This window comes from Parasalinivibrio latis (assembly GCF_036825535.1).
Lineage (GTDB): Bacteria > Pseudomonadota > Gammaproteobacteria > Enterobacterales > Vibrionaceae > Parasalinivibrio > Parasalinivibrio latis.
The window spans coordinates 640585-657685 of sequence record NZ_CP098813.1; the positions used below are offsets into that span (position 1 = coordinate 640585).

10 protein-coding genes are annotated in these 17101 nt (G+C 53.2%); 5 read left to right on the plus strand and 5 right to left on the minus strand.

From position 1 onward, the window contains the following. Positions 1-186: 186 nt before the first annotated feature. The 5 genes from galM to NF212_RS20015 form a co-directional block, all read right to left on the minus strand. Positions 187-1245, minus strand: coding sequence for a galactose-1-epimerase (gene galM / locus NF212_RS19995; RefSeq protein ID WP_434362630.1), 1059 nt, complete (start codon positions 1243-1245; stop codon positions 187-189). Then, complete coding sequence (gene galK, locus NF212_RS20000; RefSeq protein ID WP_434362631.1) at positions 1242-2420, minus strand: galactokinase; 1179 nt, start codon at positions 2418-2420, stop codon at positions 1242-1244. The genes galM and galK overlap by 4 nt, the downstream gene beginning before the upstream one ends. Positions 2421-2479: 59 nt before the next feature. Further along, on the minus strand, positions 2480-3529 hold the full coding sequence (locus tag NF212_RS20005; RefSeq protein WP_434362633.1) for a UDP-glucose--hexose-1-phosphate uridylyltransferase: 1050 nt from the start codon (positions 3527-3529) through the stop codon (positions 2480-2482). A gap of 58 nt (positions 3530-3587) precedes the next feature. Next, on the minus strand, positions 3588-4601 hold the full coding sequence (galE, locus tag NF212_RS20010) for a UDP-glucose 4-epimerase GalE (protein WP_434362634.1): 1014 nt from the start codon (positions 4599-4601) through the stop codon (positions 3588-3590). A gap of 359 nt (positions 4602-4960) precedes the next feature. Next, positions 4961-8035, minus strand: coding sequence for a beta-galactosidase (locus tag NF212_RS20015; RefSeq protein ID WP_434362635.1), 3075 nt, complete (start codon positions 8033-8035; stop codon positions 4961-4963). A 339-nt stretch (positions 8036-8374) separates the two neighbouring features. Here NF212_RS20015 and NF212_RS20020 point away from each other — a divergent pair, with 339 nt between their 5' ends. The 5 genes from NF212_RS20020 to NF212_RS20040 all read left to right on the plus strand — a co-directional run bounded on the left by NF212_RS20020 (position 8375) and on the right by NF212_RS20040 (position 17086). Beyond that, on the plus strand, positions 8375-10411 hold the full coding sequence (locus NF212_RS20020; RefSeq protein ID WP_434362636.1) for a sigma-54-dependent Fis family transcriptional regulator: 2037 nt from the start codon (positions 8375-8377) through the stop codon (positions 10409-10411). Positions 10412-10688: 277 nt separating this feature from the next. Beyond that, entirely contained in the window at positions 10689-12842 is a 2154-nt protein-coding gene (locus NF212_RS20025) for a hydantoinase/oxoprolinase family protein (protein WP_434362637.1), read from the plus strand. Between the two features lie 3 nt (positions 12843-12845). Continuing rightward, positions 12846-15167: a hydantoinase B/oxoprolinase family protein gene (locus NF212_RS20030; protein ID WP_434362639.1), complete on the plus strand. Its 2322-nt coding sequence runs from the start codon at positions 12846-12848 to the stop codon at positions 15165-15167. Between the two features lie 24 nt (positions 15168-15191). Next, entirely contained in the window at positions 15192-15698 is a 507-nt protein-coding gene (locus tag NF212_RS20035) for an acetone carboxylase subunit gamma (protein ID WP_434362640.1), read from the plus strand. Positions 15699-15937: 239 nt separating this feature from the next. Continuing rightward, on the plus strand, positions 15938-17086 hold the full coding sequence (locus NF212_RS20040) for a Na/Pi symporter (RefSeq protein WP_434362642.1): 1149 nt from the start codon (positions 15938-15940) through the stop codon (positions 17084-17086). Positions 17087-17101: the final 15 nt, after the last annotated feature.

Here is a 17101-nt window from a genome sequence, read left to right on the forward strand (position 1 = left end):
TCCATCAACTACAGTCAGGACGGGAAACGCACACTAAACTGACTTGTCCCGCGGTGCAATCCAAACTTTACCCTTAGAGAACCCTGATCAAAGTTTCCCCCGGAACATGATGGTTCACCCGACAGATTTTCCACAAAAAAATGCCCGCAATAAAACGCGGGCCAAGCTGCTAACTCATACCAAAAGTTAACGAGAGTTCGTTTCAAACCGGTATGTTGTGGTGTGGCGGTATTGTTCACCCGGACGAAGCGTACTGTCTGGCCATTCCGGGTGGTTTGGCGCATCCGGGAAGAATTCCGTTTCCAGGGCAACACCGCTGTAGTCTGCATACTCTCCTTGCCGGGAAGGGCATCCTGCAAGGTAATTACCGGTGTAGACCTGAATGGCTGGCTTGGTTGTCAGTACGGACATTGACAGCTTGCCGTCTGCCGATACCAGTGTTGCAGCAACCTTTTCACCGTTTTGCACTTCTGGGTCCAGCACAAAAGCGTGGTCATACCCTTTCGCCTGCTTCTGGTCCTCGTCGGTCAGAAAGTCTTGCTTGATCACCTTGCCCTGCCGGAAGTCAAAACCGTTTCCTTCTACCCGTTTGAGTTCACCAGTCGGAATACCGCATGCATCAACAGCTACATACTGAGAAGCCTGCATTTGAAGGCTGTGGTTGAGGCAATCAGTACCACTCTCTGCACCCTGCAGATTGAAATAGGCATGGTTGGTGAAATTTACCGGGCACGCCTTGTCTGTTTGAGCGGCATAACAGATAACAAACTCGTTTTGCTCGGTCAGGGTGAACTCAACAACTACCGACAAATTCCCAGGGAAACCCTGATCACCGTTCTTGGAAGACAACGTAAAACACAGTGACGATTCGCCGGTGATTTCAGCGTGCCAGCGGCGGTGGCTGAAACCATTGGTTCCACCGTGCAAACAATTTCCGGACTGGTTTGCCGCGAGCACATACTCAACGCCGTCAACGGCAAATTTCCCACCTGCAATACGGTTGGCATAGCGGCCAACCGTCGCACCAAGATAGGCACTCTGGAATTGGTGCCCTTTCATGTCACCTGCACGCAGCAGGACTTCACGCACTTCTCCGTCAACCTGCACAGAGCAATCCAGCCAGGTTGCTCCAATATCCATCAGGGTGACTGACATACCACGATGGTTACTAATAGAAAACACCCGGGCAGGACGGCCGTCAAAGGCCGCCGACTCACCCATTACATGGGAAATTTCCTTGATCATGCTTCTGCAGTCTCCTGCAGGAATACTTCGCGTGCTCCGTTCATTGCCTTACAGACATAGACTGTCTCTTTCAGCCCGGTTTCTGTCTCATAACGTGCAGACACTGCTGCTTTTACTTTGTCCACCAGCGCCGGTGGAACCAGAGCGACAATGCAACCACCGAAACCACCACCTGTCATACGGACGCCACCCTGTTCACCGATGGTTTCTTTAACAATTTCAACCAGTGTGTCGATTTCCTTCACAGTGATTTCGAAATCATCACGCATGGAAGCATGGGATTCTGCCATCAGTTTACCGAGACGCGACATATCACCAGCTGTCAGGGCATCAGCCGCCGCCAGGGTTCGGGCATTTTCGGTAATCACATGGCGGGCACGCATGGCAACAACCGGATCCAGCTCGTTTTTGCGGGCTTCAAACTGCTCGATAGTCACGTCACGGAGTGCTCGCACGCCAAAGACACCGGCAGCTTCTTCACACTGTGCGCGACGGGTGTTGTACTCACTGTCGACCAGGCCACGCTTCTTGTTGGAGTTGATGATCACAACCGCCATGTCTTCCGGCATAGATACCGCACGGGTTTCCAGCAGGCGGCAGTCAATCAGCAGTGCGTGGTTTTGCTCACCTTCAGCAGAGATAAGCTGATCCATGATGCCGCAATTGCAGCCCACGAATTTGTTCTCGGCCTGTTGGCCATTCAGAGCGATTTCCTGCTGGGTGATTGGCAATTTGTAGAGGGTTTTGAACGTCTGGCCGATCACTACTTCAAGCGCAGCAGAAGAGCTCAGGCCCGCCCCCTGTGGCACATTGCCGGTCACGGCAATATCAGCGCCGTCAAACTGGTAGCCACGCTCCATCAGGTATTTCACCACACCGCGGATATAGTTCGGCCACATACGGTCTGTATCGAAAGAGATTTCCGTATCCAGAGAGAAAGTATCGATGTCATTGTCGTAATCCACGGACACGACACGTACCGTACGGTCATTACGTGGTTTCGCCGCAACAACCGTCTGGTAATCGATAGCACAAGGCAGGACGAAACCATCATTGTAATCGGTGTGCTCTCCAATCAGGTTCACACGACCAGGGGCCTGAATCAGGTGGGTAGGGGCATAACCAAGGACAGTTTCAAATGCCTTACTGACAGTTTCCAGCTGTAACTTATTCATGTTCATCTCTCTCTGGATTGGGAAAGCGGCCTTCTAACCGCTGTTCCACCGGTAAATTGTTATTGTTCTTTGTAGTGCACATCACTGACGGCACGCAGTTTGTCTGCGGCTTGTTCGGCGGTCAGATCCCGTTGGGATTCGGCCAGCATTTCATAACCCACCATAAACTTGCGTACAGAGGCAGAGCGGAGCAGTGGCGGGTAGAACAGCGCATGCAGCTGCCAGTGATCGGTGTTTCGTCCATCCTTGAAGAATGGGGCGTAGTGCCAGCCCATGGAGTACGGGAATGAGCACTGGAACAGGTTGTCGTAACGGCTGGTCAGTTTTTTCAGGGCTTCAGCCAGATCGTCACGCTGTTCATCGGTTAAATCATCCATGCGGCGGACATGTGTTTTTGGCATCAGCATGGTTTCGAATGGCCATGCTGCCCAGTAAGGCACTACGGCGATCCAATGTTCCGTTTCCACTACAGTGCGGCTGCCGTCTGCCATTTCACTTTCGGCATAGTCCACCAGCAGGTTACTGCCGTTTTCCTGGTAATAAGCGAGCAGGTTCTCTTCCTTGCGGGCAATTTCATTCGGCAAGAAAGAGTTCGCCCAGATTTGCCCGTGCGGGTGAGGCTGGGAACAGCCCATCAGGGAACCCTTGTTCTCAAAAGCCTGAACCCAGATGTAATCCTTGCCCAGCTCTTCAACCTGGTCATTCCAGGTATCAATCACACCGCGAATGGCCTTGAGGGAAAGTTCAGGCAGGGTCTTGCTGTGATCCGGCGAGAAACAGATAACCCGGCTTAGGCCACGAGCACTTTCGGTACGGAACAGCGGATTGGTACCTAATGGCGCATCCGGTGTTTCTGTCATCAATGCAGCAAAGTCATTGGTGAAGACATAGGTGCCGGTGTAATCCGGGTTTTTATCACCCGAAATGCGGGTGTTGCTTGGGCACAGGAAACACTCCGCATCATAGGAAGGCAATTGCACCAGATCCGGCTCATCAGACTGACCTTGCCAAGGGCGCTTAGCACGGTGTGGTGACACCAGAATCCACTGCCCTGTCAATGGGTTATAGCGGCGGTGCGGGTGTTCTGTTGCATCAAATTGTTCGTACATCCCAGTAAACTCTCTAAAAATCTGTTGTCACATCAATCCGGGGGTATTCACCGGGGTATTATTCGTATCCGTTCGGGTTGGCAGACTGCCAGCGCCAGGTATCCGCTGTCATGTCTGCAACGCTAAGGGTCGCTTTCCAATCCAGCTCACGGTTGGCCTTTGCAGTATCGGCCCAGCACTCAGCGATATCCCCCGGACGGCGAGGGCAAATCTGGTAAGGGACAGGCTTGCCGCAGGCTTCACCAAATGCGTTCACCATATCCAGTACGCTTGAACCCTTTCCTGTTCCCAGGTTGTAAATGTGCAGGCCAGCTTTACTTCCGACTGCTTTGAGGGCGGCAATATGGCCCTCCGCAAGGTCAATCACATGGATATAGTCACGAATCCCTGTGCCATCATGGGTCGGGTAGTCATCGCCAAACACGGAAAGGCTCTCCCGGCGGCCAACCGCTACCTGGGCAATAAATGGCATCAGGTTATTGGGGATGCCCTGAGGGTCTTCACCCATGGTGCCTGACGGGTGCGCCCCGACAGGGTTGAAGTAGCGAAGCAGTGTCACGCTCATTACCGGGTTGGCTTTCTGGATATCACGCAGGCACTCTTCCACCATGTACTTTGAGCGACCATAAGGGTTGGTCACCTGTCCGGTTGGCGTATCCTCCGTGATGGGCACCTGCGCCGGATCACCGTATACCGTGGCTGAAGAGCTGAAAATCAGGCTGTTAACCCCTGCTGTTTTCATTGCTGAAACCAGTACCAGGGTGCCGTTAACGTTGTTGTCGTAATACTCCAGCGGTTTTTCTACTGACTCACCCACCGCTTTCAAGCCGGCAAAGTGAATAACGGCCTCGATATCATGCTCACTGAACAGCATATCCAGGGCTGTCTTGTCACGAATATCACCTTCCACAAACTGCGGTCGTACCTTTGTGAGCGCTTCAATGCGATCAAGCACTGCCGCCTTGCTGTTGCACAGGTTGTCAAAAATCACAGGTTCCAGCCCTGCTTCAATCATCTGTACACAGGTGTGGCTTCCGATGTACCCCATACCGCCGGTTACGAGAACTTTCACGTTAACTCCTTCTTTTACCCTAAGGTTGACGTCATGTTAGTTCGCCTTTTGGATCTGTACCGTGATCCATTCCGCAATTAGTGTAAACGTTTCCACAAGCAGATGAAATATGCACCAAGAATAATAAGTATAGCCAAAACGCCAATTTTTAAGCCTTTGCGGCGAGCGTCTTTAAATCAATACCCATACAATAAACACTCATTACGGCCACTTTCCAGCCAACAGTGGTAACGTTACTACTTTCAGGAAAAATTAGAGCAATTTCAGGAAAAGCCCATCAGGACAGAAAAACAAAACCCCGGATCAGGTGGCTGATCCGGGGTTGGAGGAAATCAAGTTGTGTGATCTTGATCAGGATCTCATTGCTTTAACCGGAACAGCAGCCGGTAGTTGAACTGCTTGTGTTCAACGAGGAATTCAGGGTGCACACTCGGGCTCCAGGAGTCATCCCCGCCCACACCCATATGAGCTGCATCAATATTCAGGTAATAATGGCCGTCAGTAACCAGTTCATTGGTATGTTGGGCTTTCGCCAACATTTCTGAGGAATATGGGCTCAAACCGAAGTGAAACTCCCCTTCCACCCTGAAACCGGCAATATCAAGCAACCGGGTATCGCAACGCAGGCCATTTTCACTCGGGTAGATATAGGGTGTATAAAGCGTTTCCGGATCAGCAGAATAGCGACCTAACCTGGCTGCTGACTTACGGTCAGGGTAGTTTTCGAAAGGTCCCCTCCCGAGCCAGGTGACCTTATCAAGCTGTTCATTGGCAATAGAAAGCTGAACGCCAATTCGAGGCAGTGGCGGCAGGCTTTCATTAAACTGACAGTCAACATCCAGGGTTACGGTGCCGTCCCCTTTGACGCAGTAACGCCATTGGGTGGCAGCAACGAGGTTATTCCGGCTGTCGTGATAGCTGAAACCGGCCTCAACCATGACCTTTTCCACTGTCGCACAGTAGTTGATATGCTCACACCGGCGCAGCCACTGCCCCACATCCGCATTCTGCCAACGGCTTACCCACGCATTTTGGTCAACAGCATCTGCTTCGCTGGTGCCGATGTCATTATCAATCGGGGCTCTGTAGAAATTGTCTTTCAGACCGGAAAGCCCGTCGGAACAAAGAAGGCCCGTCACCTTATCCCAGATAAGGGTGAAACCATCCCCTGTGACGGTGAGGTTCCGGGATGTCTCGTTGACATAAAGCGGCTTTGGTTGTTCCTTGTCAGCCGGCACCAGGGATTGTGGGTTGGCAAGCGCGAATTGTTCAGTAGCAAGGAGATGCCCTTCTTCACTCCAGGCCGTGGCGGAGTCCTGGGTTACATCGAGATTCAGGTGGTAAATTGCACCGGCTTTGCCATCAACCCCAAAGTCCAGTGACAGTTCCTTGCTCTCCCCCGGCTCCAGCTCTATAGGCAGGTTTCCGCTGGCAACCGGGTCGCCGTTTTCTAGGACGCTCCAATGCAGGGAAACATTTTCCAACCTGGCAAAAAGAAATTCGCTGGCGACTCTAACGACTGCCCCACCAAGTGACAGGGCAGGGGACGAAAACTGCAGCATTTGCTGACAATAGCGGGCTTCTTCCAATGTAGGGTGAGGAGTCCTGTCGGGAAACACCAAGCCGTTTATACAGAACTGGCGGTCATTTTGAATATCACCAAAATCTCCACCATATCCCCAGTAATGCCTGCCATTGTTATCCCGCTTACTTATCCCCTGGTCAACCCAGTCCCAGATAAAACCGCCTTGCAGGCGCGGATACTGCCTAAATGCCTGCCAGTACTTGTCAAAGCTGCCTAAGCTGTTACCCATCGCGTGCGCGTATTCGCAAAGGATAAGTGGCCGGTTCTCACCCGGCATTGCCACCCATTTTTTCACCGACCATTTAGGCACTGCCGGAAATGGCTGGTCCTCATCCACGCGCGCGTACATCGGGCAAATGATGTCTGTGGCAGCTGTATCAGCCCCGCCTCCCTCATATTGGACCGGGCGGGTTGTATCAAACGCTTTGCTCCAGGCATACATCGCATCATGGTTTGCGCCATAACCGGATTCGTTGCCGAGGGACCAGATAATTACCGATGGGTGGTTCTTGTCGCGCTTTACCATCCTCGTATACCGCTGAAGGTAAGCGCTGCTCCAAAGGGGATCCTCTGACAGGCGGGACATAGGGAACATACCGTGGGTTTCGATATTGGCTTCATCCACCACGTACAGGCCGTACTGATCGCAAAGCTCATACCAGCGGGGATGGTTTGGGTAATGGCAGGTTCGCACCGCATTAAAGTTATTCTGCTTCATCAGCAGGATATCCTGCACCATATCCTCTTCCGTCACTGTATGGCCGTGTTCGGGATGGTGTTCATGGCGGTTAACCCCGCGGATAAGAAGCGCCTTTCCGTTTAAAAGCAGCAGTCCGTCTTTGATCTCCACATTGCGAAAACCTATTTCACAGCTTTCAACATCATGGACATTGCCGTCCTGGTCTTCCAACGAAATCACCAACCGGTAGAGGTTAGGTGACTCTGCGCTCCACGGCTTGGGTTCGCGAAGGTTGATTCGGTGGAAGGTACGGTCATCCCAGCTTCCTTTTTCATCAACAACCTCAGTACCGGGCACCGCTTTAACACTATCTGATACCGGGGTATCCCCTTCGAAAAGCCGGGCGACAACCACTGCCCCTTTTTCAGCCGTAATCTCTGTTTCCAACTCCAGCAAGCCATCACGGAAGCATGCATCCAACCGGGCCTTGGCGAAGAAATCGCGGATCTGCTGGCGGGGTTTGGTCAGCAGGGTAACGTCACGGAAAATTCCGCTAAGCCACCACATATCCTGGTCTTCGAGGTAACTGCCGTCGCTCCAGCGCAGAACCATTGCCGCTACGGTATTTTCACCGACAACAAGGTATGGCGTTAAATCAAATTCGGCGGGCAGGCGGCTGTCCTGACTGTACCCAACCCAATGGCCGTTGCACCAAAGGTAAAACGCAGAATTTACACCATCGAAGATAATCCGGTTCTGGCGCTGGAGATCCGCATCTGTCCGGATAAAACGGGTACGGTAGCAACCGGTAGGGTTTTCAGTGGGAACATGCGGTGGCTCTACGGTAAAAGGATATTTCACATTGGCATAAATGGGTTTGTCATAACCGTGCATCTGCCAATTGGATGGTACAGGGATCGCGTCCCAGCCGCTGTCATCAAAACCCGGCTCAGGAAAACCGTCATTCACAGATTCTGGATTCTCATAGAGCCTGAACGCCCACTTCCCGTTAAGGGAAACCCGGCTGCAGCACGCGCCATTAAGCGCGTCCTCCAATGAGGGATACCCAAACAACGGGGAATGGGCAGCAAGCGTATCTACATTGAGGGTCTGCGGGTTTTCCCAGTCTCGTCTGGAGAGTACGACAGATAAAGGCAGAAGACGGTTCATCAGGAAACAATCCTTGTCGAGGAAAAATTAACGTATGATTCTCACACGCCGTTCGATTTCCGGACGTGTAGCAGAGCACACTATTAATAAGTGGTCAGACAATAATTCCACTCATTCATCAGGTTATAAACGCACGGCCACAGCTGGCATATCCCTTGCGTTATAATCCTTCCAACACGTTCACAATATAACCAACAACAATAAAATACCCCTTGCCTCACGCCACACTGTTAAGACTAAGCCCGTATTTCAGTACACCGCCTGAAGAGGGTGGCTAAGCTTATCTGGCAACAGCCCAGATACGTTTTATGACATGGAAGTGTGGTACCAGGAGTACGTATGATGGCGAAAGTGAGCAAAGATGACCGGTATTCGCACCCGGAAGAAAACGCGAATATCAAAGCCCGGTGGGAAAAATTCATTTCCGGATCCATGTACCCGATGGAGGGAGGATCAGTGCCGGATACCCACCTGCGTATGCTTATCCAGGAATCATGGCTGCGATGTCAGTCAGGGAATGTAGATCCTTTGCGCTACCATGCCAATGACCCCCTGGATGCAAACCACCTTGCTTCACTTCGTGCCCGCCATGCCCGGCTGATAGACGCCAGCACACCCTGTATGGCTCAGGCAAGGGACATCCTTTCCCCGACCGGGACAGTAATGATACTCACCGATCCGCAAGGCACCATTCTGGATGTTGAGGGAGATTCCAGTTCCCGGGTACAGGATCCCCTCCAGGATGCAAGGCTGATCCCCGGAGGCTTGTGGTCGGAGTCCATTACCGGTACCAACGCCATAGGGACGGCGCTTAAAACCGGGCAACCGGTGCAAATTCATGCAGCAGAACACTTCTGTGAAGGCATTCAACGCTGGACCTGTTCCGCGACTGTAGTACGTGACCCGGTGGATCGCTCTGTCCTCGGTGTTATTGATGTGTCCGGTCTCAGTGCCAACTATAGCCGCCATAGCCTGGCCCTCGCCATGACGACTGCCGACCGGATCGAAAGCCGTCTGTCCCGGCTTGAAATGGAGCACCGCTACAGTCTGGTAGAAAACAGTATGAGCCAGCTTTCCGCCAAAAGTGGCGACGGCATAATCCTGTTTGACCGCCGGGGCTTTATGGTCAAGGCAGAAAGCCGGGCAGCTGCCGTCCTGGCGAAGAGCGGGCTGGATACAGTTAACAGTAACCTGCGCATTGGTGGCTTAAACCTGGACATCCCGGAGCAGGAACGCCCAGCCCTCCCTGAATGGCTTTGTGGCGAATGGGTCGAACCGGTAATGATAGGCAACAGGATTGCCGGAAGCATCGTGCATATCCCAATTCCAAGGGTAACCGGTTTTCAGGCCAAGCCATCACGGCTTTCGTCCCCTGTCACCAACTCTGGTTTTGAAAAAGTGCTCGGGCGGTCACCAGCCATTAACGATGCTCTTGCCAAAGCCCGCCACCTGTCAAAGTCCCGTGTCTCTGTCCTCCTTCTTGGCGAAACCGGCGTTGGAAAGGAGCTGTTTGCCAGTGGCATCCATCACGCTGGCTCTTCGACAAAAGCCCCGTTTGTTGTACTCAATTGCGGCGGGCTTTCAAAAGACCTGTTGAGCAGCGAACTGTTCGGCTACGGTGACGGTGCTTTTACCGGTGCCCGCAAAGGCGGCCTTGCAGGGAAAATAGAAGCGGCCAACGGCGGGACACTCTTTCTGGATGAGATTGGCGAAATGCCTCTGGATATCCAGCCCCACCTGCTACGGGTACTTGAATCCGGTGAAATTTACCGGCTTGGGGAGAACGCTCCCCGCAAGGTGAGCTTCCGGCTTATTGCTGCGACAAACCGGGACCTGCGCAAAGAGGTGAGTGAAGGGCGTTTCCGGATGGATCTGTTCTACCGCATCGCCGTTACCAGCATCCGGATCCCTTCTCTTCGCGATCGGGCTGGGGATATTCCCCTGCTGGTACACAACATGGTTGCAAGCCTTTGCAAGCTGCACAATGTACCGCCGAAATCGGTATCACCGGGTGTCATCAGCATGCTGGAAAGCTATAACTGGCCGGGGAATGTCAGGGAATTGCGCAATATCATCGAATCAATGCTGCTGATGTGCCCGGAAGAAACACTGGCCGAGTCTGACCTTCCACCCGAAATCCTGCCACAAACCGAAACGCAGGAAACCCTGGCATTGTTCAGCAATGAAAGCCTTCACTCACCCGTTACCCTGGAACAGTCGGAAAGTGAGCAAATCAGGCACACGATCCATGCCAGTGAAGGCAACCTTACCCTGGCGGCCCAAAAACTGGGAATCGCCAAAAGTACCCTCTACCTGAAACTGAAAAAATACGGCCTCGGCAAAGAAGTGGAAGCTATACGAGCCAGCGAGCGGTAGCCTTGCCCGGCATGTTTTGCGCTCCGGTGCCTTCCACATAATTTCATCCCTGATCTGACGTTTTTTCCTACGTTTTCCCCTTTCCCGTCCGACTTCTAATCGGACGGGAAACGCTGCCCACAGATCACAGATTACCGTTAACCGATTGATTAAAAGCCAGTTAAACATCCCATTAACACATGGCATAGCCGTTGCTCTCTGGAGACTAGGGCAGCCAATACTACTGGCGGCCCTTCACTGGATGAAGCGATAAAAATCCTTCAATAAGGAGAGAGCTATGCAACAGCAAGAAGGAACGGTAAAGGTATTGGGAATAGATGCCGGCGGCACAATGACCGACACCTTTTTTGTCCGCGAAGACGGCAGGTTTGTTGTCGGCAAGGCGCAAAGTAACCCGGATGATGAATCCGTGGCAATTTACAATTCCTCAGAAGATGCACTCGCCCACTGGAACCGGGCGATAGATGAGGTGTACCCGGAACTGGTGACCGGTGTTTATTCCGGCACCGCCATGCTCAACCGGGTGGTACAGCGAAAAGGCCTGAGTGTCGGGCTTATCTGTAACCGGGGATTCGAACAGACTCACTCAATGGGGCGCGCTATTCAAAGTTACCTCGGCTATGCCCTCGAAGACCGGATTCACCTCAACACCCACAAATATGACCCGCCTCTGGTGCCACTTTCCCGCATCCGGGGTGTCACCGAACGTACCGATGTCCAGGGCAATGTCGTCATCCCCTTGCGAGAGGCTGAAGTCGCCATTGCAACTGAAGAGCTGGTAAAAGCCGGTTCGGATGCCATTGTAATTTGCCTGTTGCAGTCCCATAAAAACGAGCGCAATGAGCAGATTGCCCGGGATATCTGCAAAGAAAAGCTCAAGGATATGGGGGTTGATATCCCGGTGTTTGCATCGGTTGACTACTACCCTTCCCGTAAAGAAAGCCACCGCATGAATACCACGGTGCTGGAGGCCTATGCCGCAGAACCTTCCCGCCAGACCTTGAAAAAGGTCAGCGACCGTTTCCACAAACACGGTGCCCACTTTGACCTGCGGGTCATGGCCACCCACGGCGGTACCATTTCCTGGAAAGCCAAAGAGCTGGCAAGAACCATTGTTTCGGGCCCTATCGGTGGGGTAATTGGCTCAAAACTGTTAGGGGAAATGCTCGGTTATGACAACATCGCCTGCTCCGACATTGGCGGTACCAGCTTTGACATGGCGCTGATTACCAAAGGGAACTTTGCCATTGCCGCTGACCCGGATATGGCAAGGTTGGTACTTTCACTGCCACTGGTAGTGATGGATTCCGTTGGTGCCGGTGCAGGCAGTTTTGTGCGCATCGACCCTTACAGTAACTCCATCACACTCGGCCCAGACAGTGCCGGGTACAAGGTAGGTACATGCTGGAAAGACAGTGGGCTGGATACGGTCTCAGTCACCGACTGCCACGTTGTGCTTGGCTATCTCAACCCGGACAACTTTCTTGGCGGCGCTATCAAACTGGATGTAGAAAGGGCACGGAAACACATTAAGGCGCAAATTGCCGAACCGATGGGGCTTTCCGTAGAAGACGCTGCAGCCGGTGTCATTGAACTGCTCGACCTCCAGCTCCGTGAGTACCTTCGTGCCAATATCGGAGCTAAGGGGTACAGCCCAACCGAATACGTCTGCTTCTCCTATGGTGGAGCGGGGCCGGTGCACACCTACGGCTACACGGAAGGACTGGGCTTCAAGGACATTATCGTCCCGGCCTGGGCTGCAGGCTTCTCGGCCTTTGGCTGCGCCTGTGCCGATTTTGAGTACCGCTACGACAAGAGTGTCGATATCGCTGTTGCGCAGTTTGCACCGGACGGCGAAAAGGAAGCGGCATGCCGCGTGATGCAGTCTGCATGGGAAGAACTGGCGGCCAAGGTGGTCGAAGAGTTTGTGATCAACGGCTTTAAGCCGGAAGACGTGATATTGCGTCCCGGGTTCCGTATGCAGTACATGGGCCAGCTCAACGATCTGGAAATTCTCTCCCCTATCACCAGTGCTGCGACCGCCACTGACTGGGACAAGCTGGTTGAAGCCTTCGAGGAAACATACTCCCGGGTGTACGCCAGTGCAGCCCGATCGCCTGAGCTGGGCTTTTCGGTCACCGGTGCAATCATGCATGGCCTGGTCGCCACGGTAAAACCGTCCCTGCCGGAAGATGAGGAAACCGGCGAAATCCCACCAGAGTCTTCCCGCCTAGGGCACCGCCCTTTCTACCGCCACAAGCAGTGGGTCGATGCCCAGCTCTACAAGATGGAAGCATTGAAACCCGGCAACCGCATCACCGGGCCGGCGATCATTGAATCTGACGCCACCACTTTTGTTGTACCGGACGGCTTTGAGACCTTCCTCGACAAGCACCGCCTGTTCCACCTCAAGTCCCTCAAGGAGGACTAACCCATGGATGACATTACCAAAATCAAAGGCCATGCCGACCTTCTGGGGAACGGCGAGTCACTGAAAACGTTCCGTGACAAAATTCTAGCCAAAACAGCGGCCACCGGATTTTACAACGGGCTGGAAAACCTGGAATTCCGCGAGAATGACCCAATCCGTTATGAAAAGCTGTTTTCAAAAATCCGCGGCGGCCTGGTGCATGCGCGGGAGACGGCGAAAAAGATCGCAGCCAGCCCGATTGTAGAGCAGGAAGGGGAACTCTGTTTCACCCTGTATAACGCCGCCGGCGACTGTGTGCTGACGTCCACCGGCATCATCATCCATGTGGGTACCATGGGTGCCGCCATCAAATACATGATTGAGAACAACTGGGAGGTCAATCCCGGCATCGATCCCGGTGACATGTTCACCAACAATGACTGCTCCATCGGCAATGTCCACCCTTGCGATATCGCTACCATCGTCCCCATTTTCTGGGATGGAAGGCTTATCGGCTGGGTCGGCGGGGTGACACACGTCATAGATACCGGTGCTGTCACGCCGGGCTCTATGTCCACCGGGCAGGTTCAACGTTTCGGGGATGGCTACATGATTACCTGCCGCAAAACCGGTGTGAATGATGAGCCGTTCCGGGACTGGCTGCATGAATCCCAACGCTCCGTCCGCACACCGAAGTACTGGATCCTTGACGAACGTACCCGGATAGCCGGATGCCATATGATCCGGGATCTGGTGGAGGAAGTGATCCGCGAAGAAGGCATTGAAGCCTACGAAAAGTTCTCCTACGAAGTGGTGGAAGACGGCCGCCGCGGTCTGCAGACCCGCATCAAGGCCATGACCCTGCCGGGGAAATACCGCAAAGTGGCGTTTGTGGACGTCCCCTACGCCCACCCGGATGTACAGACCCCCTCTGCCTTCGCCAAGCTCGATACGGTTATGCACTCACCGGTAGAAATGACCATCCGGGGTGACGGTTCATGGCGGCTCGATTTTGAAGGGGCAAGCCGCTGGGGATGGCACTCGTACAATGCCCACCAGGTAGCCTTTACCAGCGGGATTTGGGTGATGATGACCCAGACACTGGTACCCACCCAACGCATCAACGACGGAGCCTATTACGGCACGGAATTCCGGCTTCCCAAAGGAGCCTGGATGAACCCGGATGACCGGCGGACAGGCCATGCCTACGCCTGGCACTTTCTGGTTTCCGGATGGAGTGCATTGTGGCGGGGTCTGGGGCAGGGCTACTTCAGCCGGGGCTACCTGGAAGAAGTAAATGCCGGTAACGCCAATACCTCAAACTGGCTTCAGGGCGGCGGTATCAACCAGGACGGTGACATCCACGCAGTAAACAGTTTTGAGGCATCATCCTGCGGCACCGGCGCCTGTGCCATCAAGGACGGGCTGAACCACGCCGCAGCAATCTGGAACCCGGAAGGCGACATGGGGGATGTCGAAATCTGGGAAATGGCGGAACCGCTTCTTTATCTTGGCAGGAACGTAAAGTGCAACTCCGGGGGGTATGGCAAGTACCGCGGAGGGTGTGGCTTTGAATCCCTGCGTATGGTGTGGAATTCCCATGACTGGACCATGTTCTTCATGGGTAACGGCTACATGAACAGTGACTGGGGAATGATGGGAGGCTACCCACCGGCAACCGGTTACCGTTTTGAGGCCCATATGACTGGCATCAAAGAACGTATCCAGCAGGGTGACAGCCTGCCACTCGGTGCGGATCTCAACCCGGCCAGCCCAGATTACGAAAAACACCTGTCTCCCGGTTCTGTGGTAAAACGCGACCAGCAGTGCATGACCACTGAAGACTGTTATGACAACCACGACCTCTACCTCAACTACCTGCGTGGCGGCCCCGGTTTCGGCGACCCGCTGGACCGCGATAGTGAATCCATTGCACATGACCTGAATGAAGCCTTCGTGCTGCCGGAATTTGCCCGCAAAGTTTACGGTGCGGTACTCCACCAGGATGAAAACGGCGTCTGGTCTGTCGATGAAAAACAGACAGCAATTCGCCGGGCAGAAATTCGAAAAGAGCGTCTCGCACGGGCAGTCCCAACCCGGGACTGGATGCAGAAAGAGCGCCAGAAAATCCTGGATAAAGACGCATCTTTGCCGGTCAAACACATGTACGCCACCAGCTTTGGCCTGTCCCAGAAGTTCCTGAACCAGTTCAAGTCATTCTGGGAATTGCCGGATGGGTGGTCCCTGCCGGAAGAAGAGCTTGGCGTGCCTTCATACGGTTCCAAGTACCGCATGGATCTTTCCCGGATGCCGGACGTTTCTACGATCACCCTGGTTGAAGAGTGAGCCCTAACCTGAAGGAGAAGCATTATGTCTCAGTATACCGACGAACAGGTCGAGAAATTGGTAGAAGGTAAGCTCGACTGGAAAACCACCATGCGGATGTTGTCGATGCCGAAGGATCAGTCCCGGTTTGCGCAATATGTTAAAACGTTGCAGGCCAAAGTGGACTGGCAGGACAAGATTATCCTCCCTCTTGGGCCGCATCTGTACATCGCGCAACAAAAAGGGACAAACAAATGGCTGACAAAATGCCGCTGTGGCCATGAATTTGGCGATTACCGGGAGAACTGGAAGCTAAGTGCCGTGGTGTATGTCCGCGATACCAAAGACGCCATGCTGGAAGTCTACCCGGAACACATGCACCCGGATACAGACTGGCAGGTTTACCGGGAATACTACTGCCCCACATGCGGCATCATGCATGATGTGGAAGCGCCTACGCCCTGGTACCCGGTAATCCATGATTTCGAACCGGATATAGAAACCTTCTACAAAGAGTGGGTCAACCTTCCTTTGCCAGAAAAGACCAATTGATTTTCCCGCGCTAGTTGGGTGCTCTTTGGGCTTCCATTTGGGGGCCCTTTTTTAGTCAAATTTGATCTTCAAAAACTGCGGAGTAACTCATAAATATTTATCACATGAAATATAACCATCACCAAACCATCAAAAAAATATATTAAAAGTGTCATCTCGTAATATTTCTGCAATATAACGTTCATAGCATGCTCACCAATGACATACATAACTGATAAAAATCACTGCGGAGTGAGCTTATGAGCGTCCAGTCGAGCGCCATTAAACGGCCACAGTCGGCCACCCCTAACCGTGCCCTTCAATGGGTTGCCCTTTTGGCAATGCTTTACCTGTTGCTGGTGTCTGTAGGTATGATCGGAAGCGGCTTTAAGTGGGCTGCCGGTGAACAGGCAAAAGAGCTGTTTGCTTTTGCATCGAACCCTGTTGCCGGCTTGATGATTGGTATCGTGGCAACCGCCCTTATCCAATCATCCAGTACCGTCACTTCCATCATCGTAGGCCTTGTTGCCGGTGGCCTCCCGGTAGAAACAGCCATCCCCATGGTGATGGGTGCCAATATCGGTACAACGGTAACCAACACTCTGGTCAGCCTGGGTCATGCCCGCTGCAAGGATGAGTTCCGCCGCGCCTTTACCTGTGCAACGGTTCACGACTTTTTCAACCTCTTTGCCGTTGTCATCTTCCTTCCGCTTGAAATGATGACTGGCCTGCTGAGCAAAATTTCTGCGTGGCTGGTTGCGCCATTGATGCACGCTGACAACCTCAGCATGAAGAGCCTCAATTTCATCAAGCCGATTACCAAACCGGTAGTTAACGGTGCCAAGTCCGTATTTGACGTACTGCCGGGCAACCTTGGCGGTGTCGCGCTGGTTGTATTCGGTATCCTGGCGGTGATTGTTGCTATTACCGTAATGGGCAAGCTGATGAAAAGCCTGATGGTCGGTAAAGCACGCGAAGTGTTAAACAGCGCCATCGGCCGAGGCCCGATCCACGGCATCGCTTCCGGTACCCTGGTCACCATTCTGGTTCAGTCCTCTTCCACCACCACCAGCCTGGTTGTACCGCTGGTAGGCACCAACGTATTGAGTGTCCGCAAGGTTTACCCTTTCACGCTGGGTGCCAATATCGGTACCTGTGTAACTGCTCTGCTCGCAGCAACAGCGGTAACCGGTGACAACGCAGTATTTGCCCTGCAAATCGCTCTGGTTCACCTGACCTTCAATGTGCTGGGAATCCTGGTTATTTTCGGAATCCCATTCCTGCGCGAGTTGCCTCTTAAGTGTGCGGAAATCCTGGGTGATTACGCTGCCAGAACCAAGCTTGCAGTCGTGGCATACCTCGGATTGGTATTTCTTGTATTGCCAGGTATTGTGCTGTCAGTATCCTGACCACAGGCATTAAAA

Coding starts and splice junctions, on each gene's coding strand:
- galM (WP_434362630.1), bottom strand. CDS start 1,245: ATGATCAAGGAAATTTCCCATGTAATGGGTGAGTCGGCGGCCTTTGAC.
- galK (WP_434362631.1), bottom strand. CDS start 2,420: ATGAATAAGTTACAGCTGGAAACTGTCAGTAAGGCATTTGAAACTGTC.
- NF212_RS20005 (WP_434362633.1), bottom strand. CDS start 3,529: ATGTACGAACAATTTGATGCAACAGAACACCCGCACCGCCGCTATAAC.
- NF212_RS20015 (WP_434362635.1), bottom strand. CDS start 8,035: ATGAACCGTCTTCTGCCTTTATCTGTCGTACTCTCCAGACGAGACTGG.
- NF212_RS20020 (WP_434362636.1), top strand. CDS start 8,375: ATGATGGCGAAAGTGAGCAAAGATGACCGGTATTCGCACCCGGAAGAA.
- NF212_RS20025 (WP_434362637.1), top strand. CDS start 10,689: ATGCAACAGCAAGAAGGAACGGTAAAGGTATTGGGAATAGATGCCGGC.
- NF212_RS20030 (WP_434362639.1), top strand. CDS start 12,846: ATGGATGACATTACCAAAATCAAAGGCCATGCCGACCTTCTGGGGAAC.
- NF212_RS20035 (WP_434362640.1), top strand. CDS start 15,192: ATGTCTCAGTATACCGACGAACAGGTCGAGAAATTGGTAGAAGGTAAG.
- NF212_RS20040 (WP_434362642.1), top strand. CDS start 15,938: ATGAGCGTCCAGTCGAGCGCCATTAAACGGCCACAGTCGGCCACCCCT.